The following is a 25,394-nucleotide window of genomic DNA, read 5'->3' on the forward strand; positions in this document are numbered from 1 at the left end:
CTTCTGATGTGGTATGATAGACATGGCGATCGGGTCTCCTTTTGTAGAAGTTTGTTGCAACCAATATTCTACGGGATTCGGTCGCTTTTGTATATCCCTCCAGTCTCACATCTATTGTAAACCTACAGGAGGGCGGTATGCTGTACATAACGCAGCTTGTGTTTCTGCGCGTTTTGTGATATTATGTCAAGAGTATGGCATAGTGGCGACTGAAATAGATCCCGGGTGCCTGCATGATGAATAGATATTACAGGAGGTCATTTTAGACAATGAAAGTTACGGCAGAACAAGGAGAAAACCAGCAGGTTACTCTTACCATTGAGGTTGAGGCAGCGGAGGTTTCCAAAGCGGCAGAGCGTGCAAGCAAGCAGCTTGCCAGCCGTGTCAGCATTCCCGGTTTCCGGAAGGGCAAAGCGCCGCGCAAGATCGTAGAGCGTCATGTCGGGACGGAAGCGCTCATGCAGGAAGCTTTTGATCTCCTCGCTCCAAAAGCATTCAACGATGCTCTGGAGGAGCAGAAGATTGAGCCGGTAACCCGTCCGAATATCGATATTGTGACATTGGAAGATGGCAAGGATCTGGTCTTTAAGGCGACCGTCACGCCGCGCCCCGAAGTGAAGCTCGGCGAATACAAGGGACTGAAAGTGGAGAAGGCTGCGGTGGAGATCACCGACGAAGATGTCGAGAAGCAGCTCAAGAATTTCCAGGATCGTCAGGGCAAGATGGTGGATGCACCGGAAGGCGCTGCCGTCGCCGATGGTGACTTCACGACGCTGGATTTTGAAGGCTTCGTCGATGGCGAGGCTTTCGAGGGCGGAAAAGGCAAGGATTATCCGCTCCAGATTGGTTCCGGCAGCTTTATTCCGGGCTTTGAGGAACAGCTGATCGGCGTTAAGGTCGGTGAGGAAAAAGAAGTTCAGGTCAAGTTCCCGGAAGAATACCATGCGAAGGAACTGGCCGGCAAGGATGCGACTTTTAAATGCACCATCCGCAGCATCAAGCATAAAGAACTTCCGGCGATCGATGATGAACTGGCTAAGAAAGTCAGCACTTTCCAGACGCTGGATGAACTCAAGGCGGATATTCGCAAGAATTTGCAGGAGAATGCGGAGCGCAAGGCTGAAAATGACCGGAACAGCGCTGCCATTGAGCAGGCTACGGAAAATATCACAGTGGATATTCCTGCCGTCATGATTGACAACCGTGTAACGGCCATGATTCAGGAGATGGCCATGCGCCTTGAACAGCAGGGAATGAAGCTGGATCAGTATCTGCAGTATGCTGGTACGGATATCGCGAAGATTCGCGAGGATTATCGTGAGACTGCGGAGAAGAATGTAAAGACCGACCTTATGTTGGAGGAAGTAGCTAAGGCTGAGGATATCAAGGTCGAAGGGAAGGATCTGGATGCTGAGGTTGCCGCCATGGCTGCCGCTTATGGTGCTACGCCGCAGCAGGTTCAGAAGATTATCAAGGAACAGGGCCGTGTTGGCGATCTGGCTGCTTCGGTGCTTCGCAAGAAGACGGCACAGTTTATCATCGACCATATCGCCGAGTGATCGTGCCCTTGTAGTGGGGGAATTCCAATGAGTTATGTACCAATGGTAGTAGAGCAGTCGAATCGCGGTGAGCGGGCGTATGACATATATTCCCGCCTGCTGAAGGATCGCATCATTTTTCTGGGCGGGCCGATCGACGATAATGTAGCGAATGTAGTTGTGGCACAGCTTCTTTTTCTGGAGTCTGAAGACCCGGATAAGGATATTCACCTCTATATTAACAGCCCGGGCGGTGTGGTTACTGCCGGATTGGCTATCTACGACACCATGCAGTATATCAAACCGGATGTTTCGACGATCTGCATCGGACAGGCTGCCAGCATGGGCGCAGTCCTTCTGACCGCCGGGGCAAAGGGCAAACGTTTTGCTCTTCCCAATGCGCGAATCATGATCCATCAGCCGCTGGGCGGTGCGCAGGGACAATCTACGGATATTCAGATTCAGGCGCGGGAGATTCAGCGTATTCGCGATAATATTAATACCATCTTTGTCCAGACAACTGGAAAAGACATGGAGCAGATTATTGCGGATACCGAGCGCGACAATTTTATGACGGCACAGGAAGCCAAAAAATATGGCATCGTTGACGAAGTGATTACCCGCCCGAAAAAAGGCAGGAAATCGGAAACGAAGGACTAAGGGGGTGTCATATTGAAGTTTGGGGATGAAAAAGGACAGCTGAAGTGTTCATTCTGCGGCAAAACGCAGGAACAGGTGCGCAAGCTGGTCGCCGGCCCCGGTGTCTATATCTGCGATGAATGTATTGAACTTTGCAATGAGATTATTGCAGAGGAGTTCAGTGAAGATGTAGAGGTGGAGCTGAAGGACGTCCCAAAACCGAAGGACATCCGGGCTACGCTGGATCAGTATGTGATTGGTCAGGACGAGGCCAAGAAAAGCTTGTCGGTTGCTGTATACAACCATTATAAGCGGATTAACCGGGGGCTGGTAAAGGCTGATGATGTAGAACTGCAAAAGTCCAACATTCTTATGCTCGGCCCGACCGGAAGCGGAAAGACACTTCTGGCACAAACTCTGGCCAGAATCCTGAATGTTCCGTTTGCTATCGCTGATGCAACAGCACTGACAGAGGCCGGTTATGTGGGAGAGGATGTAGAAAACATTCTTCTCAAGTTGATTCAGGCCGCAGATTATGACATCGAAAAGGCAGAGCGCGGCATTATCTATATTGATGAAATCGATAAGATTGCCCGCAAGTCAGAAAATCCATCCATTACCCGGGATGTTTCCGGGGAAGGTGTGCAGCAGGCACTGCTGAAGATTCTTGAGGGAACCGTAGCGTCTGTTCCGCCGCAGGGGGGACGCAAGCATCCGCATCAGGATCTGATTCAGATCGATACGACGAACATTCTGTTTATCTGCGGCGGTGCGTTCGATGGCATTGAAAAGGTGATCGAGGCCCGCATCGGGCAGAAACAGATGGGATTCGGCGCCAATATTCGTTCGAGAAAACAGCGTAATGTCGGCGACATTCTGCGTAAACTTCTTCCTGAAGACCTGCTCAAGCATGGGTTGATTCCGGAATTCATCGGCCGTCTTCCTGTCGTAGTGACTTTGGAGTCATTGGATGAAGATGCGTTGGTCAGTATCCTGACCGAGCCGAAAAATGCGCTGGTCAAACAGTATCAGAAGCTGCTGGAAATGGATGGAGTGAAACTGACCTTTGATGACGACGCCCTGCGTCAGATTGCCAAGGAAGCTTTGAAGCGAAAGACTGGCGCGCGTGGCCTCCGTTCCATCATTGAAGCGATTATGCGAAATGTCATGTATGAAGTACCGTCTGTGGAAGGTGTAACAGCCTGCCGGGTGACGAAAGATACAGTCAGCAGCAGGAAGGATCCTGTACTGACCATTGACAAAACGCTCAAAAACAGCAAAGCAGAGACTGCCTGATGGCAGCATAGGGACAGGGCGCTGCAGAGGCAGCGCCTTGTTGCTTTTAGATATTCAAAGAAATGAGGAGGGAAAGAAGATGGCTGAGAACAAGACTTTGCCCTTGCTGCCGCTGCGTGGCATGATGATCTTCCCCTATATGATGATTCATCTGGATGCCGGACGTGAACGATCCATGGCGGCATTGGAACAGGCGATGGTCGAAGACCGCGAGATCATGCTGACGGCCCAGCTGGATGCAGAGGTGGATGAACCGACGCGTAAGGACTTGTATATGGTTGGTACGGTCGCGGAGATCCGGCAGCTGGTTAAGATGCCGGGCGGGACGATCCGTGTTTTGGTAGAAGGCCAATGCCGTGCCATAATCCGCGATTATCGGGAGCTGGAAACTTATGCCGAAGTAGAGGTAGAAGAGTTCCCGGATCCGGTGGACACCTCCATGGAGATGGAGGCGTTGACGCGGGCGGTCATTCATCAGTTTGAAGAATGGGTCAGACTATCAAAAAAAATTCCGCCTGAGACACTGGTATCGGTGGCCATTATGGATGATGCCGGACGGCTGGCGGATCTCATTGCCAGTCATTTGAATTTAAAGCTGGAGACGAGACAGGAACTGCTGGCAGCAATTCCTGTACACGATCGATTGGAAACGCTGTATCAAATTCTGACTCGTGAGTTGGAGATCCTGAAGCTGGAACAGAAAATCGGCAATAAAGTCCGCAGACAGATGGATAAGATACAAAAGGACTACTACTTGCGTGAACAAATCAAAGCCATCCGCGAAGAGTTGGGAGATAAGGACGGCAGAACGGAAGAAATTGAAACGGCGCGCAGCCTTTTAAAAGCAGGAGATTATCCGGACCTTGTGCGTAGGGTCGTGGAAAAGGAACTGCGGCGGCTGGAAGGCATGAACAACATGAATGCGGAAACCAGTGTGATCCGCAATTATGTGGATTGCCTGCTGGATCTGCCATGGACCAATGCCTCGGAAGATAATGTAGATTTGGCTGAAGCAGAAAAGATACTTAATCGGGATCATTATGGACTGGAAAAGGTCAAGGATCGAATTTTGGATTATCTTGCCGTACACAAGCTGGCACAGGATAAAACCGCACCGATTCTTTGCCTGGTCGGACCTCCCGGCGTGGGAAAAACATCGCTGGCAGCTTCCGTGGCAAGGGCGACAGGGAGAAAATTTGTACGTGCTTCGTTGGGCGGCGTTCGTGATGAAGCAGAAATTCGCGGGCATCGCCGTACCTATGTCGGAGCCATGCCGGGACGGATTATCGAAGGCATACGCAATGCAGGAACCTGCAATCCGGTATTCTTGCTGGATGAAGTAGACAAACTGGATATGGACTATCGCGGCGATCCTTCTGCCGCGCTGCTGGAAGTGCTGGATCCTGCACAGAATAGGACATTCAGCGATCATTATGTGGAGCTTCCTTTCGATCTTTCGCATGTCCTGTGGATTGTGACAGCAAACAATCTTGGCAATATTCCTCGCCCGCTGCGCGACCGCATGGAGATCATTACCTTGTCCAGCTATACCGAGATCGAAAAGCTGGAAATTGCCAAACGGTATCTTGTAGCCCGCCAACGTGGGCAAAATGGCTTGTCCGCAAAGGATATCCGCTTTGGCGCCGGTGTTCTGGCTGAGATGATTGCGTCGTATACGCGGGAATCCGGTGTCCGTGAACTGGAGCGCATCATCGGCCGCGCATGCCGCAAGGCGGCGCGTCGGATCGTAGAGGGGGCGGAGAAACCAATCCGCATCAGCAAAAAGAATCTGACAGACTTTGTGGGAAAACCGAAATTTTTGGATACGAAAGCATCCCGCAAGCCGCAGATCGGCGTAGTCACCGGCATGGCCTGGACGGAGGTCGGCGGAACGATTCTGCCGACGGAGGTCGCTGTGCTGAAGGGGAAGGGGAAACTGATCCTTACGGGACAGCTTGGCGATGTCATGCAGGAATCCGCTCAGGCAGGTTTGACATACATTCGCAGTCAGTCCGATCGGCTCAACCTGCCGCAGGATTTCTATGAAAAAGACGACATTCATATTCACCTTCCGGAGGGGGCTGTCCCGAAAGATGGCCCATCCGCCGGTATCACGATGGCAACGGCCATGGTGTCTGCTTTGACACAGCGCAAGGTTCGCAGTGATGTGGCCATGACGGGGGAAATTACACTGCGCGGAACGGTTCTTCCGATCGGCGGATTGAAGGAAAAGGTACTCGCCGCTTATCGTGAGGGCATGAAGACCATTATCCTGCCCAAAGACAATGAAAAGGATATTGAAGATATTCCCGCATCCGTTCGCGATAAACTGGAATTTGTCCCGGTTGAATCCATGGATCAGGTGCTTAAAACTGCATTGATGTAAGATAAGGAGCCTTCCTTTTGTACGGGAAGGCTCTCTTTATGAAAGAGAGGACCGTATGGAAGAAAAAGAAAGCGTGCTCATTACGCAGGGGCGCTATGTGGCTTCGGCAGTAAAAAAAGAACAATATCCGGAAACAGAGCGTCCGGAAATCGTATTCATCGGCCGGTCCAATGTTGGCAAATCTTCTCTGATCAATTCTTTGACAAGGGTCCGGAACCTCGCCCGGGTATCCGCACAGCCCGGAAAGACGCAGACGATCAACTTTTATGAAGTGGGATTAAAATGGCGTGAAGAAGAGAGGCGAAAGATCTTTTATCTGGTTGACTTGCCCGGCTATGGTTATGCACGTACCGGAAAAGAGCAGCGCAAGATCTGGGCGAAATTTATCGAGGAATATCTGCTGACCTCACCGCGCCTTCTCTTTGTCTGTCAGCTGATCGACATTCGTCATGAACCGATGGCTTCGGACTGCGATATGTTTCAATGGCTGGTCGAGCATCATATTCCCGTGCTGGTCGTTGCGACGAAGGCGGATAAAATCGGGAAAAATGCGCGGCAGAAAAATATCGCGCAAATCCGCCGCCGCTTTGGTGTACCGGATCTTTCGGTGTTGCCCTACTCTTCATTAAAAAATGAAGGGCGTTCAGATTTACTTGACGTGATCGGGGATTCTTTGATAGAATAAAAGAGAAAGATGAATCCGATTCATATCTGACCGGACGACCGAAGAAATAGAGGAGAGGGAATCATGACAGAGCTGACATCGTTCGACAAATCGCTGTTGAATCTACTGCAGGGGAATTTGCCCGTATGCAGCCATCCGTTTGCCCGGCTGGCAGAAGAACTCGGGTCGGATGAAGACACCGTGCTGTCCCGCCTGCGTGAGCTGAAACGGAACGGATATCTGCGCCGTATCGGTACGTTTTTCAACTCCGGGCGCTTGGGGTATAAAGGAACATTGGTTGCCCTGCGGGTGGATCCTGAGCGGCTTCAGGATGTAGCAGAGGCTGTGAACGGCTATCCGGGCGCGACGCATAATTACGAGCGGGAGGGGCGTTATAATCTTTGGTTTACTTTGCTGACCCCCTGCGCCGAGATGGAAAAGCGAATCCTTGCCGAGGTGGAAGCATTGCCGGGTGTTGAGGATATATTGAACCTGAAGGCGAATAAGAAATATAAAATCAATGTGCAATTCAACCTGCATTGAGACAGAAGTTAAGGATGGATGTTATGGCGCAGGATGATACAATGACTGAACTGGATAAAAAGATTGTCCGTGCCCTGCAGGAGGATTTTCCGTTGGTGGCCGAGCCTTATCAGGTTTTGGCGGATCAGGTTGGCATTTCCAAGGAGCTCTTGTTGGAGCGGGTCAAAGACTTGGAACAGCGCAAGGTAATCCGGAAAATGGGAGCGGTGCTTTGCCATCGGGAAGTCGGCTTTTCGGCCAATGTTCTGGTGGCCTGGGTATGTCCTTCTGCGCGTCTGGACGAAGTGGCTGCAAAGATGGCGCAGAGCCCTTCGGTCTCACACTGCTACGACCGGAATACCGCGCCGGACTGGCCTTACAATCTTTATACCATGGTGCATGGACACAGTCGTCAGGAATGTGAAGCTATCGTTGCCCGACTGGGAAAGATGTGCGGCATCGATGAGCATGTTATGCTGTATTCTAAAAAAGAATGGAAAAAGACTTCCATGAAGTATTTTATGGAAAAATAAAGTATGCGAAAGCCCCCGTAAAAGCCAGCAACGACAAGCGTTGTCGCCTTTTACGGGGGCTTTCGCATAGGCCTCGCTTGCTTATTATTTGGCGCAATAAGCACCAATAAGCACCTGACCATGTACCTGATTTTGAAGAGCACCCCGTTGGCCGATTCGCCAGCGGGGTGCTCTTGCTGTTAAGAAAAAATCCTCTTTTGTCTTATGGGGGGGAACATTTATGCTATACTTTGGGCATCCTAATTTGCCGCGGCTGAAACGCTATATTGTTGTTTTTTTTATGCTATTTATGATCGAGGTGATGGGCGGCAGTTTCTGTGGCTGGACACAGCTTAATTATTCGCACGATGTCTATATCATGCTGCTGCCGCTTACCTATTGTGTTTTCCTTTATACGAAGGCAGTCCGGCTTCCGGATTCGCCGGTCTGGGGATATCTGAGAAAGCAGAGTATGTTTATCTTCTATATTCATGCGTGGTGGCTTGTTCTGGCGGGGGTTGCTTTTGGTGAATCAAAACATGCTTTCGTCCATTTGGGGTCGCTGGGGGTATATCTGATAGCTCTTGGACTATCTGTTCTGACGAGTCATATCCTCATCGTTTTGAGCTGGAAGGAAAAGTTCTCCTATCTAAAGTATTTGTCCTGATCTCGTTGAACGCTGATGGAAGGTTGAAAAATCCTGTGGGGAACGATATGATAGAGACAAGAACCATGGTGTAGGATTAGAGACGATTGCACATGGATGAGGAAGGATGTTCCGCGGAAAGGGTGGTATGGATGGCTGAGCAGGAAAAACGGGCATGGTGGAAAGAAGCGGTGATTTATCAGATTTATCCGCGTTCCTTTGCAGACAGCAATGGTGATGGTATCGGGGATCTCAATGGTGTGACGGAGCATTTGGATTATCTGGCCCGGCTGGGGATCGATGTGATCTGGCTGTCGCCGGTTTACCGGTCGCCGAATGACGATAACGGGTATGATATTTCAGATTATCGGAATATCATGGAAGAATTCGGCACGATGGAGGATTTTGACCGGCTGCTGGCCGCCGCGCATGAGCGCCATATTCGTGTGGTTATGGATCTGGTGGTCAATCATACCTCCGATGAGCATCCCTGGTTCATGGAAAGCCGCCAGTCAAAAGAAAATCCCTATCGCGATTATTATATTTGGAAGGATCCCAAGGATGGCCGGGAACCGAATAATTGGGAATCTTGGTTCAGCGGATCGGCCTGGCAATTTGATGAGCGAACCGGTCAGTATTACCTTCACTGCTTCAGCCGGAAGCAGCCGGACTTGAATTGGGAAAATCCCACCGTTCGGGAAGAGGTTTTTGATCTGATGGATTGGTGGTGCCGGAAGGGCATCGATGGCTTCCGCATGGATGTGATTTCCATGATCAGCAAGGATCAGGCGTTTCCGGATGGTCCGGACAAGGGCGACGGATTCGGTGATATGGCGCCATACGTCTGCAACGGTCCGCGCGTCCATGAATATCTGCAGGAGATGAATCGTCGGGTTCTTTCGCGGTATGATTTGCTTACGGTCGGCGAGGCGGCCGGCGTGACGGTGGAAGAGGCGAAAAAATATGCAAATGCGGAAGGTACTGAGCTGGGGATGGTCTTTCATTTCGAGCATACGGATGGAGCGGCCAATTCGGATGCTGTCATTGGCAAATGGACGGTGACGCCGCCGCGTCTTTCCTATGTGCGGCGGATTTTGAACAAATGGCAGACCGAATTAGAGGGCAAGGCATGGGGGAGTCTGTACTGGGATAATCATGACCAGCCGCGCGCGGTTTCCCGGTTCGGCAATGATTCTCCTAAGTGGCGTGAAAAATCAGCGGAAATGCTGGCAACGGTTCTGCACATGCAGAAGGGGACGCCGTATATTTATCAGGGTGAGGAAATTGGCATGACGAACATGCGGTTTCATTCCGTGCATGATTGTGCGGATCTGGAGGAGAAGAATGCTTGGCAGCAGTATGTGGTCGAGCAAGGCGTTGTGGATGAGAAAACCATGCTGGACTGTTTTAATCATGTCGCGCGTGATAATGCCCGGACGCCGATGCAATGGGATGATACGGAAAATGCGGGATTTACGACAGGAAGCGCCTGGCTGGCTGTCAATCCGAATTATAAAACGATCAATGTCAAGGCGGCCTTGGCGGATCCCCACTCTATTTTCTACTATTATCAGCGGCTGATTCAGCTGCGCCATACGCACCCGATTATTGTCTATGGCCGTTTCCGGCCACTCCTTGAAGACAGTGAAGAAATCTATGCGTACGAACGTGTGATGGACGGTCAGATCCTGACGGTGGCGGCGAATTGGACGGACCACGAAGCTGCCTGCCAGCTGGTCGAAGCGACAAAAGGCGAAATGCTCATCACAAATTATGCGGAGCATAAACCTGGCGTTTTACAGCCCTATGAAGTACAGGTTGTCTTGTATGATGATAAAGATTGACGGAATCCGGATAAAATGATACAATTCATGAGGGTGAGAAGACGTGCGTTTTCAGTGCCTGACATTATTGATTGAGTAGCCGGCAGTGCCTGAGGTAAATGGCCGGTCCTGTATCTTGCCGTCTGGCAGAGACAGGAGGACTCAAATTTTGCGATGAAGAAATACATACATCTTGTGAAACGGTCAATAAGAGCGGGCAGCAGAGCGCATGAGAGTCAAAACGGAAAAGCGGTTTTCGGGGCAAAGAGGCTCCGGACGTTATTAACGATAGCGACGATAGAGCAGACCGGATGAAGATTCGGTCTGCTTTTTCATTTATCTGGAGGGAAAAATGGATCGTATCAATCAGCATACGGCGCCGGTTTATGAGGCGCTGATGGAATTTCGCAAGCGGCGGGTGGTTCCCTTTGATGTACCGGGACATAAACGAGGAAGGGGAAATCCGGAGCTGTTGGAATTTTTGGGGGAGAAATGTGTCGGTGTCGATGTGAATTCGATGAAGATGCTGGATAATCTCGGACATCCGGTTTCTGTTATCCGCGAGGCGGAGGAATTGACGGCAGATGCGTTTGGTGCGGATCATGCTTTTTTTATGGTGAATGGTACGACTTCTGCGGTTCAGGCCATGGTCCTTGCAACGATACGGGACGGGGACGAGATTTTGCTGCCGCGTAATGTCCATAAAAGCGTCATCAATGCGTTGGTCCTTTGCGGCGGCATTCCGGTTTATGTTCCAGTCCGCGTGAATCATGATATCGGCATTGCGACAGGCATGGCGCTTAGTGATATCGAACAGGCGATTCGTGAGCATCCGAAGGCTAAGGCCATTTTTGTCAATAACCCGACGTATTATGGAATCGCTTCGGATTTGGCTGGTATCGTGAAGCTGGCGCATCGCGCCGGCATGAAGGTGCTGGCGGATGAAGCGCATGGCACGCATCTTTATTTTGGCGAAAATCTCCCCGTGTCCGGTATGGCAGCCGGGGCAGATCTGGCCGCCGTATCGATGCACAAGTCTGGCGGGAGCCTGACGCAGAGTTCGATCATGCTCTGCGGCCCCGGGGTGGATGCGGAGTATGTGCGTCAGATTATCAATCTGACGCAGACGACAAGTGCTTCTTATCTGCTGATTTCCAGTCTGGATCTGTCGCGGCGGAATCTCGCCCTGCATGGTGAGACCGCGTTTCGCAGGGTGAGCTCTATGGCGGAATACGCCCGTTCGGAAATCAATGATTTGGGCGGCTATTATGCGTATGGACGTGAGCTGGTAGACGGTGAAAGCGTCTTTGATTTTGATGTGACGAAGCTGTCTGTTTATACGCAGGGAATCGGTCTTACCGGCATTGAGGTTTATGATCTGCTGCGGGATGAATACGATATTCAGATTGAATTCGGTGATATCGGCAATGTTCTTGCTTATATTTCGATCGGCGATCGCATTCAGGATATCGAGCGGCTGGTCGGTGCGCTGGAAGATATTGCCCGCCGTTTTGCTAAGGAAAAGCGGCAGCTTTATGTCGGAGAGTTTATCGCACCGGAACGGGTCTGTACGCCAAAGGAGGCGTTTTATGCAGATGGCGAGCAGTTGCCGCTGGCCGAAGCGGCCGGACGGATATCCGGAGAGATTCTCATGTGTTATCCGCCGGGGATTCCGATTCTGACACCGGGCGAACGCATTACGAAGGAGATTTTAGAGTATATCGAGTATTCCCGAGAGAAGGGTTGTTCCCTGCAGGGCACAAAAGATCCGGAGTGCCGGATGATTCGCGTGCTGCGGAATGGTTTGGCAGAAAGGTAGGAATGATATGGAGATCTGGTTTTCACAAAAGGATACCGAAAACGTCAAAACTTCGGTCCGCGTGGATAAGCAGCTTTTTTCCAGCCAGAGTGAGTATCAGCGCATTGATGTATTCCAATCGCAGGAATTTGGCCGGATGATTGTACTCGATGGAGAAATCATTTTTTCCGAAGCCGATGAATTTATTTATAACGAAATGGTGGTGCATGTGCCGATGGCGGTGCATCCGCATGTCCGCAATGTGCTGATTATCGGCGGCGGTGACGGCGGTGTGGCAAAGGTGCTCACGCAATATCCGGAAATCGAGTCGATTGACGTAGTAGAGCCGGATGAGATGTTTATCGAGGTTTCGCAAAGATTCTTTCCGGAGACCGCTAAGGGATTTGATGATCAGCGGGTTCAGATCACCAATATGGATGGGCTTCGGTTTCTGCGGCGCTGTACAGACCGCTATGATCTGATTATCAATGATTCCACGGACCCGTTCGGGCATACGGAGGGGCTTTTTACCCGGGAGTTTTATGGCAACTGTTTCCGGGCCCTGCATGCGGACGGAATTATGGTTTATCAGCATGGGAGTCCCTTTTATGAGGAGGACGAGGCGGCTTTCCGTGCCATGCACCGCAAGGCATATCAGAGTTTTCCTGTGAGCCGTGTGTATCAGGCCAGTATTCCGACGTGTCCGGCGGGAATCTGGATGTTCGGGTTTGCGTCGAAAAAATATCATCCGCTGGATGATTTCGATGCGGCCCGCTGGGATAAACGCGGGCTTAAAACGTGGTATTATACGACGCATTTGCATAAAGGCGCATTTATGCTGCCGAAATATGTCGAAGATATTCTTTCAGAGGAGGAAAATAAAAAATGAGCAAATTGATGATTATTGGCTGCGGCGGCGTGGCTTCTGTGGCGATTCACAAAGTATGCCAGAACGATCAGGTCTTTGATGAATTGATGATTGCGAGCCGCACGGTGTCCAAATGCGACGCGCTGAAGGAAAAGCTGCAGGAGAAGACGCGGACGAAGATTACGACGGCGCAGATCGATGCAGATGATACAGAAGCACTCACACAGCTTATCCGGGATTATCAGCCGGATGCGGTGCTCAACGTGGCCCTGCCGTATCAGGATCTGACCATTATGGATGCCTGTCTGGCAGCCGGTGTCGACTATATTGACACGGCCAATTATGAACCGGAAGACACCGAAGATCCAGTCTGGCGCGAGGCTTATGAGAAACGCTGCAAGGAACTTGGCTTTTCTGCCTATTTTGATTATTCCTGGCAATGGGCTTATGCGGACAAATACAAGGAAGCCGGTCTTACGGCGTTGTTGGGAACGGGCTTTGATCCGGGCGTGACCTCTGTTTTTGCCGCTTACGCCAAAAAGCATTATTTCGATACGATCGATACGATTGATATTTTGGACTGCAATGGCGGCGATCATGGCTATGCCTTTGCGACGAATTTCAATCCGGAAATCAATCTGCGGGAGGTTTCTGCGCCGGGTTCTTATCTGGAAAACGGCAAATGGGTTGAAGTGCCGGCGATGAGCATCAAGCGCGAATACAACTTCGATGGCGTCGGGAAAAAGGATATGTATCTGCTTCATCATGAGGAGATCGAGGCGCTGGGGCGCAATATGCCGGAAGTGCGCCGCATTCGTTTCTTTATGACGTTTGGACAGAGTTACCTGGATCATATGCGCTGTCTTGAAGATGTAGGTATGCTTTCCACGACGCCGGTTTCTTATCAAGGGCAGGAAATCGTGCCGATTCAGTTCCTCAAGGCATTGCTGCCGGACCCGGCATCTCTTGGCCCGCGCACAAAGGGCAAGACCAATATTGGCTGTATTTTTACCGGTATGAAGGATGGAAAGAAGCGTTCGATTTATATTTATAATGTCTGCGATCATCAGTCCTGCTATCGCGAAGTCGGTTCGCAGGCGATTTCCTATACGACGGGGGTGCCGGCTATGATTGGTGCGATGATGGTTGTGACCGGTCAGTGGAAAAAGCCGGGCGTGTTTACGACGGATGAATTCGATCCGGATCCTTATATGGAGGCGCTGAATCAGTGGGGACTTCCGTGGGTGGTGGAAGAGAACCCGGTATTGGTGGATTGACGGAGAGTGCCTATGAAGATCAATGAAATACCGACTCCCGCTTATGTGGTCGATGAACAGGCTCTGGAAAAGAACCTCCGGATTCTCGGGGAGGTTAAAAAAAAGGCGGGATGCCGTATTCTGCTCGCGCAGAAAGCCTTTTCCATGTTTGCGGAGTATCCGCTGATCCGGCGCTATCTGGACGGGGCCACAGCCAGCGGGTTGTTTGAAGCCCGGCTTGGTGCAGAGGAAATGGGCGGAGAAAATCATGTTTTTTCTCCAGCCTACCGCCCGGAGGAGATTCGATCGATCGCTGCGCTTTGCGATCACGTCATCTTCAATTCGGTGGCGCAGCTTCGCCGGTTCGGCGGGACGGTCCGTGCGGTTCAGCAGGAGCGAGGCATCCGCGGCGGGATTGGTCTGCGCATCAATCCCGCATGTTCGACACAGGATCATGCGATTTATGACCCCTGTGCGCCGGGCTCGCGGCTTGGCGTGACGGTTGAGGCTTTCCGTCAGGCATTGGAGGAAGAGCCGGATTTTTTGGATCGGATTGACGGGCTGCATTTTCATACGCTTTGCGAGCAGAACAGCGATGCGCTGGAGCAGACGCTGCAGGCTGTGGAGGAAGGCTTCGGCTCATGGCTGGCTGATGCGCAGATTCGGTGGCTTAACATGGGCGGCGGGCATCATATCACGCGTCCGGATTATGACCGGGAACGACTGATCCGGCTGGTACAGCATGTGCGCCGCACCTATGGCACAGAGGTCTATCTGGAGCCGGGCGAAGCCGTGGCTTACCATGCCGGATATCTGGTGACGGAAGTGCTCGATACGGTAGAAAACGGAGGCGTTCATACTTTGCTGCTCGACGCGTCTGCGGCCTGTCATATGCCGGATGTTTTAGAGATGCCGTATCGGCCGCCTCTTCGCGATGCGGGACAGCCGCAGGAACGGCCTTATACCTACCGGTTGTCTTCCTGCACCTGTCTGGCCGGTGATATCATTGGCGATTATTCGTTTGACCGGCCGATCGGAGCGGGGGATCGTCTTTATTTTGAAGATATGGCGATTTACTCGATGGTCAAAAACAACACCTTTAACGGTATGGCGCTGCCGTCGATCTGGCGGATGGACGGCAGCGGCGAGTGCCGGCTCGTAAGGCGTTTCGGTTATGAAGATTTCAAGCAAAGGTTATCCTGAGAAGGAGAAGGGAGGCGTTCATGGGAGCGTTGCATACCTATCCATGCGAGGATGGTTTTTATATGCCGGGAGAATATGAACCGCATCATGGAACCTTTCTCATCTGGCCGATTCGTCCGGGTTCATGGACGAACGGCGGACGGGAGGCGAAGCCGGTTATTGCCCGGTTGGCCAGTGAGATTGCGGCAGAAGAGGAAGTGTATCTGCTCACGGACGCGGCGCATCGGGAAGAGGCAGGCAGGATGACCGGCGCCGGTCGGAATGGACGGATTCATCTGCTCGAGATCCCGACGAATGATGCCTGGGCCCGTGATATGGGGCCTACCTATGTAGTCGATGGCAAAGGCCGCAGGCGGGGAATCAGCTGGCGGTTCAATGCCTGGGGCGGTGAAGTAGACGGCCTCTATGCGGACTATGCGCTGGATGATGCGGCCGCGGAAAAAATGTGCGCTGCGCTGCAGGATAGATGTTATGATGCCGGGGATTTCGTTTTGGAGGGCGGTTCGTTTCATACCGATGGCGAAGGGACGGCTGTGGTGACCGAGGCATGTCTTTTGAGCCGCGGCAGGAATCCTCAGCTTACCCGGGAGGAAATCGAACATCGTCTGAAACAATATCTTGGTGTGCAAAAAGTCATCTGGCTGCCCCGTGGTATCTATCAGGATGAAACGAATGAGCATGTCGATAACGTCTTTGCCTTTGTGCGTCCGGGGGAAGCCTTGCTGGCCTGGTCGGACGATGAATCCGATCCGCAATATGCGCTGAGCCGGGCAGATCTGGCTGTGCTGGAGCGGGAGACGGATGCCAAGGGACGGATGATCCGCATCCATAAGCTTCCGGTTCCTTCTGTACCGGTCCGTATGACTGGCACAGAGCTGGCAGGGCTGGCCTTTGAACCGGGAGAGGATCGGCGTGAAGAAGGCGAGCGTCTGGCCGCCAGTTATGTGAATTTTTATCTTTGCAACGGGAAGGTTTTACTGCCGCAGTTCGGCGATCCGATGGACGAACGAGCAGTCCGGATTCTGTCGGATTGTTTTTCGGACCGGAAGGTGGTTCCGATTTATGCACGCTCCATTATTGTCGGCGGCGGGAACTTTCATTGTCTGACGCAGCAGATTCCAGAAAGAGAGCAGGAGGATTCATGAGAACAGTTACTGTGGCAGCCATCCAGATGAAGATGGCTGCGGAACCGGAAGCAAACATCAAAAAAGCGGACCAAATGGTCCGCGAGGCCGCCGCACAGGGCGCACAGATTATTCTGCTGCCGGAGTTGTTTGAACGGCCGTATTTCTGTCAGGAACGCCAGTATGACTATTATCACTATGCGCTGCCGCTGCAGGAGAATCCGGCGGTTCACCGGCTGCAGGACACGGCCCGGGAACTGGAAGTGGTGCTGCCGGTTAGTTTTTATGAACGGGATGAAACGCGTTTGTTTAACAGTGTTGCCATGCTGGATGCGGACGGTACTGTTTTGGGCGTTTATCGCAAGACGCATATCCCCGATGATCATTACTATCAGGAAAAGTTTTATTTTACGCCGGGCAATACCGGATTTAAAGTGTGGGACACGCGTTATGGACGGATCGGCGTGGGAATCTGCTGGGATCAGTGGTTTCCCGAGGCAGCGCGCTGCATGGCGTTAGCCGGAGCTGAACTGCTGCTTTATCCGACGGCCATCGGCTCGGAACCGATTCTTTCTACCGACAGTATGCCGCACTGGCGCCGCTGTATGCAGGGGCATGCGGGCTGTAATCTTGTGCCGGTGGCTGCGGCCAACCGCGTCGGGCTGGAAACCGTTCATCCCAGCGCCGAAAACGGCGGACAGGAGTCTTCCCTGCGTTTTTATGGTTCGTCATTCCTTGCGGATGGAACCGGGGCTATTGTCGCGGAAGCCGGGCGGGATGAGGAGACGATCATTCAGGCATCCTTTGATCTGGACTTGTGCCGTCAGGAAAGAATGAGCTGGGGTGTATTTCGCGACCGGCGGCCGGAATGTTATCATGCTCTTACGAAATGAGCCGCGCCATCTTTGGCCGCATGAAACATACCTCTGTGACAGAGAAAGGCGGAACGTTTTATGAGAGTGTGGGCAGCACAACAAAACAGACTGGAATCCTTGGATGTATTGCGCGGCTTAGCCATCTTCTGCATGATTTTTGTCGATGCGGTACCGGATCCTGACCGGGCCCCATCCTGGATGCTGCATACCCCATGGCAGGGCATATCCTTTGCGGACCTTGCCTTTCCGGGCTTCGTTTTCGCCATGGGCGCTGCGATGGCGGTCTGGCTGGATCGCCGCAGCGGACGGCGGCAGGGGGCTGCGACAGGCAAAATATGGTGCCGGACGATGGCCCTGATTCTCCTGGGCCTGCTTTATAACAGCCTGCCACTTTTTTTCCAGTACCTGCTGTTCCCGGAGACAGCGTCCCTGTCCTTATGGGAGGAGTTCAGCCAGCATGGACGCTGGCTGGGAGTCCTTCAGCGGCTGGCCTTGGTTTATGCAGCCGGGATGATGCTGGGCGGCAGGCTGCGGTCTGATTTTCGGATTCTGCTGGCTGCTTTTCTGCTGCTGGCGGCGTCCTCGGCAGGGTTTCATTGGTATGCGCCAAATCATCCGTTCGCTATGGACCACAATATCAGTTCTGCTGTGGATCAGGTTTTCCCCGGTACAGCGCACTGCTATCTGGGAAAAACCTTTGATCCGGAGGGACTTTACGGCACGATTGCCTGCACGGCATCAGTACTGTTCGGCATGCTGGCAGGACGCCTTCTTCAGGAAAAATCGATGGGCGGTGTTCTTTCGCTGGCCGCCAGCTCGGCACTTCTGCTGGCGGCCGGCTGGTCATGGAGCCAGCTGGATATGGTAAGCAAGCCGCTGTGGACTGCACCGTATGCCCTCTATACCAGCGGCGTCTTGATGCTGCTGGCTGCACTGGTGCAGCTGCTCTTCCTGTGTGTCCCGCGCGCCGCTTCCTTTGTATTTCATCCGATGCGGGTCTTTGGCATGAACGCTCTTTTCATTTACATGGCAACGGGGGTGGCTCTTTCTTTGCTGTGGTTGCTTCCTTCATCGGCAGAAGGACAGCCGTTTTTCTCATGGCTGTGGTCCGTGTCTGTCGGCAGCATGTTTTCGGAAGCAGACAGCATCGTTTGTTTTGCGCTGCTCTGGTGTGTCTGCTGGTGGCCGCTGATGGAACTTTTGTATCGCCGACGCATTTTTATTAAGCTTTGAAGGAAGATTAGAGCGGTTTATCCTGCAGGGCGTCGAATCCCTCTTCGCCAGTACGAATCTTGACGACATTTTCCATGGAAGAAATGAAGATTTTCCCATCGCCGTATTTTCCGGTATACAGTGTCTTTTTTGCAATGTCGACAATTGTTTCCGGCGGAATCTTCGAGATGACGAGATCGCACTGGATTTTTGGCAGAAGTTTCGATTCGATGGTAGTACCGGTATACATACCGCGATGTCCTTTTTGCAGTCCGTAGCCGAGGACGCGGGTTACTGTCATCCCCGTAATGCCGGCATGCTCCAGCGCTTCCATCAGTCCCTCAAAACGGGACTCGGAAGTAATGATGCGCACATGATACATGCGGGGACGCTGTGAGGGAAAACCCGAGGCGGGGATAGACGGCGGCGTGATCGGGACGGAAGGAGCCGGCGCGGAAGCCGGAACAGAGCCGCCGAGAAAAGTCAGAAGGGAACGGAGAACGCGGATTAACAGGGTTTTCATAAGAATCATATCCTTTCTTTCATGTGACGGGATAAATAGTAAATCGGGTCTTCCATGGCCATGACTTTGTTCAGACGGACACGGTGGAAGACAGGAAGGTGCAGATGAACGTGTACCCAGAACCAGGCGTAAATGGTCAGCAGGGCAATGAAAGCCAGTGAGATCAGAAAGATCTGCAGGCGTTCCGTCGGATCGGTCGAGATATTGTAAATCATGAATATCGTAAAACCGATGCCCAGCAGCTGGGGTAGCGGATACAGGGGAACCCGGAAAGACCGGGGAACGGAGGCAATGGTATGCCGCAGAACCATGACGTTGAGATGTGCGGTAATATATGCGATCATGATGAACAGCGAGGAAGTCAGAATCAGGAACTGGATAGCATCTCCGCTTGAAAGACCGGTACCTTCAATGAGGATCGTAATTCCGCCGAGCAGCAGGATCATGATATAAGGAGCGTTATGACGGTTTTTCCGCTGAAAGACAGCAGGAAGCAGTCCTATTTTTGCCATGCCGCAGCAGATTTCTGAGACGCTGCAGATGATGGAGTTCTGTGTACTGACTGCGGCCATGATAGCAACAACGATGATCCACCAGCGCCCGGCGTCTCCCAGCATATTGACGGCATAGAGAATATGCGGCGAGTCTGCTGCGCCGACTTCCTCCCAGGGCGTATAGTGACCAAAGCCGATGACCATAAGCATTTGTATCAGACACATGATGCCGAGACTCAGCAGCATGGCACGCGGAATATCACGTTTTGGATTTTTCATGTCCTTGCCCAGGGGGATGATAAACTCTGAACCGATGAACAGCCAGAACGCTGTGGTCATGAGCGGAAGAACCGTATCGAGGTCGGTAGAGAGTACGAGCGGCTGGGATACTTCCTGCCCGGTGCCAAGGCCAAGAGCCCCGATAAAGCCGAGCAGGAATAGTGAAGTGACCATAAATGCGGCGATGACGCATTGTACCATGGTAGACAGGGTTACGCCGCGCAGATTGATGAGAATGAGTACGATGGTCAGCGTTACGCTGTAAAAAGCAGTAGGAAGTCCGTCGCCAAGAAAGTCTGCCATGACGTTAGCAAACATGGCGCCCTCTGCGGGAGCGGCGAAGATGTTGCTGACGAAGAATCCGCCGACCATGGTGATGATCGTCGCAAAAGGACCGAGCCCTACCAGCGTATATTGCGCCAGTCCGCCGGTAAGATTCGGCATCAGAGCGTTCAGCTCGGCGTTGGAGCAGGCTGCCATCATATTGATGAAGCAGACAAAGGCGACGACCGCCGCGAAGGTTATCCCGATGGCGCTGGCACCGCTGGCCAGCGGGATGAAGCAGCTGGTCGCGATAATCATGCCGACGCCGGTGGAAACGGCGCCGAACAGACCAATTTTTTTTGTCATGGGACCATCATCCTTTCCGTGATGAAACAGAGAGAAAATCGATACATACACTATCGCACAGGACAGCACGCTGCGGCAATGGACCAAATGACTATACTTTTTCCGGCAGAGAGGAAGCTGTCTCATACTTTCGTATGAGACAAGGCGGGAAAAAGATTGAACTTAGCGCGATCCTTATTGTTGGTGGTGGACAACATAATACTTTAGTGCTACAATAAGTTACAAATCCTGATATGTTTGAACGAGATCAGGGTAATCTGATTCGATGTTCGGATCGGATTCAACAGCAGTACACGACAAAGAGGTCAGCAGACCGTAAGAGATTACGGACTGCTGACCTTTTCGTTTTCCGCAGGAGGATGGTATTATGCTAAAAGAAATGGAATGGATGACGATCAACAATATTTTATTGGAGCTATACGCGCAGAATAATCTGGATCAATTGTCCCTGAAACTGATGCGCGTGCTCAGGATGCTGATTCCTTACACAAAAGGATACTTGATCCTGCTGAACAATCAGGGGAAAATACAAGAGCCGGAAAGCTGCTTCATCGGCCTGACGGAGAAGGAGAAGCGGGAATACATACAGGAATATTATCATAAGGATTATCTGCAATATCTTTACGATCTGAGTGAAGAAACGCGCGTCTATAAAGACACGGATATTATTGATGAAGAGCGGCGCTGCCGGACAGAATTCTTCCGGAAATTTCTTCAGCCGGCGGATATACCTTATGGATGTGGAATTTTAATTCACCATCAGGGGAAACTCATGGCTGTATTCAATCTGTTTCGCAGCAGCCAGCTGGGCGATTTTTCGGATAAAGACCTTGAAATTCTAAATATTTTGAAAAATCACATCAAGAACATGATCGTGCAGGTGACTTGCCTGAATCAGCGGGATCATCTCGTAGAACAGTGTTTTCAGGAAACGGCGGAACGGTATTCGCTTACAGAGCGTGAAAGCGAGGTCATGCGCCTGCTGAGCAGAGGAATGTCCAACCATGAGATTTGCGATCAGCTGACAGTGAGCCTTTCTACGGTGAAAAAGCATATCTATAATCTATTCAATAAAACGCAGGTGAAGAGCAGAACACAGCTGATTAATCTGCTGTATCAGCAGTAACTGACTGTATCTTAAGAGACTGCATATTTTTGAATATAGTTCCAAAATGCTTGGAGAGCCGGAAAGGCTCTCCTGTTTTTTTGCCGCGCAATGACAATGTGCTTATAGATTGGTTCTCGGAGAGGGCGTATCATAATACCGTCCCGCTGTGGATAATAGGACAGTCCGCTTTCGGAAATCAGGGAGATGCCGATTCCTGCCTGCACAAGCTCGATGCGTCGTCCCGGGCTGTTGCAGTAACTGGCAATCTTTGGCTGGAAGCCGTGACGCCGGCACTCTGCAAGAAAAATGTCATGGGAAACATTTTCCGGAGTGGGAAAGATAAAATTTTCATTGGTGGCTTTTGATAAATCAAAGACTTCTTTTTCTGCGCATGGGTGGCAGATGGGAAGAATGGCCACAAATGGCTCCTGCTGCAGGGAGAGAACGTCAAAATCGTAGCGTGCCATATCATTGAGAGTTGCAAAAATAGCGAGGTCTATTGCATCTTCATTGAGCAGGCGACAAAGTTCCTTGCTTAGATGAGTGGTCAGTGATAACCTGGTTTCATTGTGCATACCGTTGAATTTAGCGAGTATCTCGGCAAGTGGTATGCGACCTAGTCCGGTGATCATGCCAATGCGTAAGGTGGAACTTTCCTTGGGACGCCATGCTTGCATTTTTTGTTCCAGCATGTCAAGGTCAGCAAGGACGGTAGAAGAATATTTTGCAAAATCTTTTCCTGCTGGTGTCAGTTCGATGGGATGGGATACCCGGTTAATCAGCTTTACACCTATGTCGTTTTCCAGTTTGGTGATCTGTTGGGACAGGGCTGATTGCGAGACAAAAAGTCTCTCAGCGGCTTTAGTGAAATGCCGGCATTCTGCTACAGCCATGAAATATTGCAGTTGTTTTAGCAACATGACAACTCCTCGCTTTCTATATCAGACTATTTTATCATATCATTTATATAATATATGGGCAATTCGTTTTGCTGATAAGATTAGAAGAACTACGAATTATACTTTTTCTCGAAGAGATGTTATGCTGGTTACAACAAACATGTTTGTGCCGGCAGTATTAGGTATGCAAACGAGAAGAAAGCAGGTGTGTCATGGATAATCTTCAATTAGACGAATATTTAAAAGAATTAGAGTATTTGGTAAATATCGACAGCGTATCTTATGACCCGGAAGGAGCAAGCCGGATAGCGGCTTTCTTTCAGGAGAAATATGAGAGCATGGGCTGGAAGGTTACGATGCATCGTTTCCATAAGGACATAGCACCTTGTTTGGAAATAGTCAATCGGCCTGCCAAGCGGTATGATGTGCTGATTTTGGCACATATGGATACGGTTTTTCCTTTGGGAACAGCGGCGCAGCATCCCTTTCATATTGAAGGGGATAGAGCTTTCGGCCCAGGGGTTATCGACTGCAAGGCCGGTCTGTTGAGTGGCTGGTATGCGCTGCGGCGCTTGCAGGGGGATGACAGCCTCAAGAACGCTAATGTATGCGTGTTCTTAAATAGCGATCATGAGGGAATAAGCTCCCGTTATTCCAAAAATTATTCTGTGAAGCTAGCTGGAAAGAGCCGTTGTGTTCTGGTATTGGAAGCTGGCAGGGCTAATGGCAATCTGGTCAATAAACGTAAGGGGATAGCCCGTTATAAGCTGCATATAGCGGGAGTCAGCGCTCATGCCGGGATTGATTATACCAGTGGCTGCAGTGCTGTAGAGGAATTGGCGCATTGGATACTGGCTCTGCAGAGGGCAACGAATCTGGACAGGGAAACCACGGTTAATGTGGGCAAGATTTCTGGCGGTACGTCCATAAGCGCTGTGCCTGGTAATGCTGAAGCCGAGATTGATGTACGTTATTATGAACCAGACGAAGTTGAGCGTATCGAAAAACTTATGGAACGATATGCTGCTTCGCCGCATGTAAAGGGAACGAGCGCCAAAATCGAGGGAGGAATCACACGGCCGCCGATGGTACCAACGGAAGCGACTTATCAGCTTTGTCGAAGTGTTGACAGGATTGGCCAGAAAATCGGTGTGAATTTTTCCTGGATGGCGAGCGGCGGTGGTTCGGACGGCAGTTTTTCTGCAGCTGCGGGCATCCCGACCATTGATGGACTGGGCCCGGTGGGCGGTAAGGCACATAGCGCCGCTGAGTATTTGGATATACCGTCTATCTTACCTCGGTATGAGCTTTTGTCCCGGATTATACAGCATGTTGTTATGCATTCGAGTTTGCACTGAAACCTTAGCGTACATGAACTGAAAGGTGCAGTACGAGAAACCATTCTGCAGGATGTTTTGTGTATTTGTCAGGGGAGGAGAAGAAAATGCTGGCGTTAATGATCGCTTTGTGCGTTACCATTGTTGTAGCGTATATGATTTTGAACAAGATGAAGGCACAAGCCGTTTTGTTTGCCGGCGGCACTATACTTATGGCTGTAGCTGTGCTTATGGGGTATCCATTGTTGGAAGCAAAAAAATCTACTGGTTTTGTCTGGTTTGATATATTTAAATTTATTGAGGATACTTTCAGTACCAGAGCTGCCGGCATAGGGCTTCTGATTATGTCTGTGGCTGGGTTTGCTAAATATATGGAGCATATTGGCGCCAGCCGGGTACTGGTTCATCTGACGGCGCGCCCGCTGAGTCTGGTGAAATCACCTTATTTGCTGCTGGCAATTAGTTATGTAGTGGGACAGCTGTTGAACATTGTTATTCCCAGCGCCGCTGGTTTATGCGTATTGCTTATGGCCACCATGTATCCTGTGTTGGTCAGTCTGGGCGTCAGCCGATTGTCAGCAGCTGCGGTGATTGCTACAACACCTTGTCTTGATTTAGGCCCCGCTTCTGGAACTGCGGTTTTTGCCGCCAAGACTGCAGGGATGGATGTGGTGGATTATTTTGTCGGGGAACAGATACCTATAGCTGTGGTAACTATTTTGGCGATAGCGGCTTCACATTTTGTTGTGCAACGCTGGTTTGACAGGCGTGAAGGTACGGAAGCATTACAGATGGATCTGGGCGAAGAGGAAAAGGAATCTCTTCCGCCGGCAGTTTATGCGCTGCTTCCGCTGGTTCCCATTGTGTTGGTAATGGTTTTCAGCAAGCTGGCAATAGCGACGATTAAAATGCCGGTGGTTACGGCGATGGTTATCAGTATTGTTATTGCTATGCTTTTTGAATGGATCAGGACGCGTCGGGTAAAAGAGGTTTTTGACAGTCTGCAGGTTGTTTTTGATGGTATGGGAAAGACCTTTGCTACCGTTGTTACCTTGATTGTTGCCGGTGAAACCTTTGCTTACGGTTTAACCAAGATTGGCGCTATCGATCAGATTATTCATGGAGCACAAGGCTCAGGCTTCGGTGCTATGGGGATATCCTTGATTATGACACTGATTGTGGCTGCGGCTGCTGTTATCATGGGGTCGGGCAATGCCCCGTTCTATTCGTTTGGTGCCTTGGTTCCTGATATAGCAGCCAAGCTGGGAATGCTGCCGGCATCCATGATTACTCCCATGCAGATGGCTGCAAGTATTGCCCGCAGTGCTTCACCTATCACGGCTGCTGTTATTGCCGTAGCCGGAGTAGCCGGAGTATCATCGGTAGATATTGCCAAGCGCACAGCTATCCCCATGCTGGTGGCGTTGCTGGTATCCTTTGTGACGGCAAATATTTTGTGATTGATCATGAGGGGGAGAATAAACGGAAGTGTCTCTTTTTACTATATTCATGTCGATAAATTCAATGTAGCCAGTACGCTGACTAAACGTATCAATATACCCTGTAATGACAATCGCGGATGAGGGGGAGGTCTGAGCTATACGCTATACAAGAATATCCGCGCTGATTTACTGGCCGAATTCAATAAGAAACAAAAGAGTACCGGGGACAAACAGAGTGACTATTACCGTTTCCAGGTGTCGGCGCAGATCTAAAAAATGGCTTTTGAGGTCGTATGATGAAGTAGATTTTCAATAGAGTA

22 protein-coding genes are annotated in these 25,394 nt (G+C 51.1%); 19 read left to right on the plus strand and 3 right to left on the minus strand.

Features of this window, described 5'->3' with window-relative positions:
- Nucleotides 1-269 precede the first annotated feature (269 nt).
- From tig to FYJ78_RS03015, 16 genes are all read left to right on the plus strand, one after another.
- Nucleotides 270-1,559, plus strand: a complete 1,290-nt coding sequence (gene tig / locus FYJ78_RS02940) for a trigger factor (RefSeq protein WP_154619927.1) — start codon at nt 270-272, stop codon at nt 1,557-1,559.
- Nucleotides 1,560-1,586: 27 nt separating this feature from the next.
- Complete coding sequence (clpP, locus tag FYJ78_RS02945) at nt 1,587-2,198, plus strand: ATP-dependent Clp endopeptidase proteolytic subunit ClpP (protein WP_154619928.1); 612 nt, start codon at nt 1,587-1,589, stop codon at nt 2,196-2,198.
- A 12-nt stretch (nt 2,199-2,210) separates the two neighbouring features.
- Complete coding sequence (gene clpX, locus FYJ78_RS02950; RefSeq protein WP_154619929.1) at nt 2,211-3,473, plus strand: ATP-dependent Clp protease ATP-binding subunit ClpX; 1,263 nt, start codon at nt 2,211-2,213, stop codon at nt 3,471-3,473.
- Nucleotides 3,474-3,552: 79 nt separating this feature from the next.
- Nucleotides 3,553-5,859, plus strand: coding sequence for an endopeptidase La (gene lon / locus FYJ78_RS02955; protein WP_154619930.1), 2,307 nt, complete (start codon nt 3,553-3,555; stop codon nt 5,857-5,859).
- A gap of 55 nt (nt 5,860-5,914) precedes the next feature.
- Nucleotides 5,915-6,544 carry a ribosome biogenesis GTP-binding protein YihA/YsxC gene (gene yihA, locus FYJ78_RS02960; protein ID WP_154619931.1) on the plus strand — a complete coding sequence of 210 codons (630 nt, stop codon included), beginning with the start codon at nt 5,915-5,917 and terminating at the stop codon, nt 6,542-6,544.
- A 63-nt stretch (nt 6,545-6,607) separates the two neighbouring features.
- A complete protein-coding gene (gene ahbA, locus FYJ78_RS02965; RefSeq protein WP_154619932.1) occupies nt 6,608-7,066 on the plus strand; it encodes a siroheme decarboxylase subunit alpha in 459 nt (152 codons plus the stop codon).
- Between the two features lie 23 nt (nt 7,067-7,089).
- On the plus strand, nt 7,090-7,578 hold the full coding sequence (gene ahbB / locus FYJ78_RS02970; protein ID WP_154619933.1) for a siroheme decarboxylase subunit beta: 489 nt from the start codon (nt 7,090-7,092) through the stop codon (nt 7,576-7,578).
- A 289-nt stretch (nt 7,579-7,867) separates the two neighbouring features.
- Nucleotides 7,868-8,224, plus strand: a complete 357-nt coding sequence (locus FYJ78_RS02975; protein ID WP_195847838.1) for a hypothetical protein — start codon at nt 7,868-7,870, stop codon at nt 8,222-8,224.
- 131 nt (nt 8,225-8,355) lie between these two features.
- Nucleotides 8,356-10,047, plus strand: a complete 1,692-nt coding sequence (locus tag FYJ78_RS02980; protein ID WP_154619935.1) for a glycoside hydrolase family 13 protein — start codon at nt 8,356-8,358, stop codon at nt 10,045-10,047.
- Between the two features lie 331 nt (nt 10,048-10,378).
- Entirely contained in the window at nt 10,379-11,845 is a 1,467-nt protein-coding gene (locus FYJ78_RS02985) for an aminotransferase class I/II-fold pyridoxal phosphate-dependent enzyme (protein ID WP_154619936.1), read from the plus strand.
- A gap of 7 nt (nt 11,846-11,852) precedes the next feature.
- Nucleotides 11,853-12,713, plus strand: a complete 861-nt coding sequence (gene speE, locus FYJ78_RS02990) for a polyamine aminopropyltransferase (RefSeq protein ID WP_154619937.1) — start codon at nt 11,853-11,855, stop codon at nt 12,711-12,713.
- Nucleotides 12,710-13,969, plus strand: coding sequence for a saccharopine dehydrogenase family protein (locus tag FYJ78_RS02995; RefSeq protein ID WP_154619938.1), 1,260 nt, complete (start codon nt 12,710-12,712; stop codon nt 13,967-13,969). The genes speE and FYJ78_RS02995 overlap by 4 nt, the downstream gene beginning before the upstream one ends.
- A 12-nt stretch (nt 13,970-13,981) precedes the next feature.
- Nucleotides 13,982-15,151, plus strand: coding sequence for a carboxynorspermidine decarboxylase (nspC, locus tag FYJ78_RS03000; RefSeq protein ID WP_154619939.1), 1,170 nt, complete (start codon nt 13,982-13,984; stop codon nt 15,149-15,151).
- A gap of 20 nt (nt 15,152-15,171) precedes the next feature.
- The gene (gene aguA / locus FYJ78_RS03005; RefSeq protein ID WP_154619940.1) at nt 15,172-16,296 is read left to right on the plus strand and encodes an agmatine deiminase; all 1,125 of its coding nucleotides are present in this window, start codon (nt 15,172-15,174) and stop codon (nt 16,294-16,296) included.
- Nucleotides 16,293-17,168, plus strand: a complete 876-nt coding sequence (aguB, locus tag FYJ78_RS03010; protein ID WP_154619941.1) for an N-carbamoylputrescine amidase — start codon at nt 16,293-16,295, stop codon at nt 17,166-17,168. Before aguA ends, aguB begins: the two co-directional genes overlap by 4 nt.
- 60 nt (nt 17,169-17,228) lie before the next feature.
- Nucleotides 17,229-18,383, plus strand: coding sequence for an acyltransferase family protein (locus FYJ78_RS03015; protein WP_154619942.1), 1,155 nt, complete (start codon nt 17,229-17,231; stop codon nt 18,381-18,383).
- Between the two features lie 7 nt (nt 18,384-18,390).
- On the opposite strand, the gene FYJ78_RS03020 is transcribed toward FYJ78_RS03015, so the two are convergent.
- Nucleotides 18,391-18,894, minus strand: a complete 504-nt coding sequence (locus tag FYJ78_RS03020) for a P-II family nitrogen regulator (RefSeq protein WP_154619943.1) — start codon at nt 18,892-18,894, stop codon at nt 18,391-18,393.
- Nucleotides 18,891-20,288, minus strand: a complete 1,398-nt coding sequence (locus tag FYJ78_RS03025) for an APC family permease (protein ID WP_154619944.1) — start codon at nt 20,286-20,288, stop codon at nt 18,891-18,893. Before FYJ78_RS03025 ends, FYJ78_RS03020 begins: the two co-directional genes overlap by 4 nt.
- Nucleotides 20,289-20,655: 367 nt before the next feature.
- On the opposite strand from FYJ78_RS03025, the gene FYJ78_RS03030 reads away from it, so the two are divergent.
- Nucleotides 20,656-21,414, plus strand: coding sequence for a LuxR C-terminal-related transcriptional regulator (locus tag FYJ78_RS03030; protein ID WP_154619945.1), 759 nt, complete (start codon nt 20,656-20,658; stop codon nt 21,412-21,414).
- 11 nt (nt 21,415-21,425) lie between these two features.
- On the opposite strand, the gene FYJ78_RS03035 is transcribed toward FYJ78_RS03030, so the two are convergent.
- Complete coding sequence (locus tag FYJ78_RS03035) at nt 21,426-22,316, minus strand: LysR family transcriptional regulator (protein WP_154619946.1); 891 nt, start codon at nt 22,314-22,316, stop codon at nt 21,426-21,428.
- A 191-nt stretch (nt 22,317-22,507) separates the two neighbouring features.
- Between FYJ78_RS03035 and FYJ78_RS03040 the strand changes: the two genes are divergently transcribed.
- Together FYJ78_RS03040 and dcuC are read left to right on the plus strand one after the other, a co-directional pair.
- On the plus strand, nt 22,508-23,653 hold the full coding sequence (locus tag FYJ78_RS03040; protein ID WP_154619947.1) for a M20 family metallopeptidase: 1,146 nt from the start codon (nt 22,508-22,510) through the stop codon (nt 23,651-23,653).
- A gap of 86 nt (nt 23,654-23,739) precedes the next feature.
- Entirely contained in the window at nt 23,740-25,092 is a 1,353-nt protein-coding gene (gene dcuC / locus FYJ78_RS03045; protein WP_154619948.1) for a C4-dicarboxylate transporter DcuC, read from the plus strand.
- The last annotated feature ends 302 nt before the right edge of the window (nt 25,093-25,394 follow it).

Origin of the sequence: Wylensekiella montiformis, from assembly GCF_009697385.1 — a bacterium.
Lineage (GTDB): Bacteria > Bacillota > Negativicutes > Selenomonadales > Selenomonadaceae > Selenomonas_A > Selenomonas_A montiformis.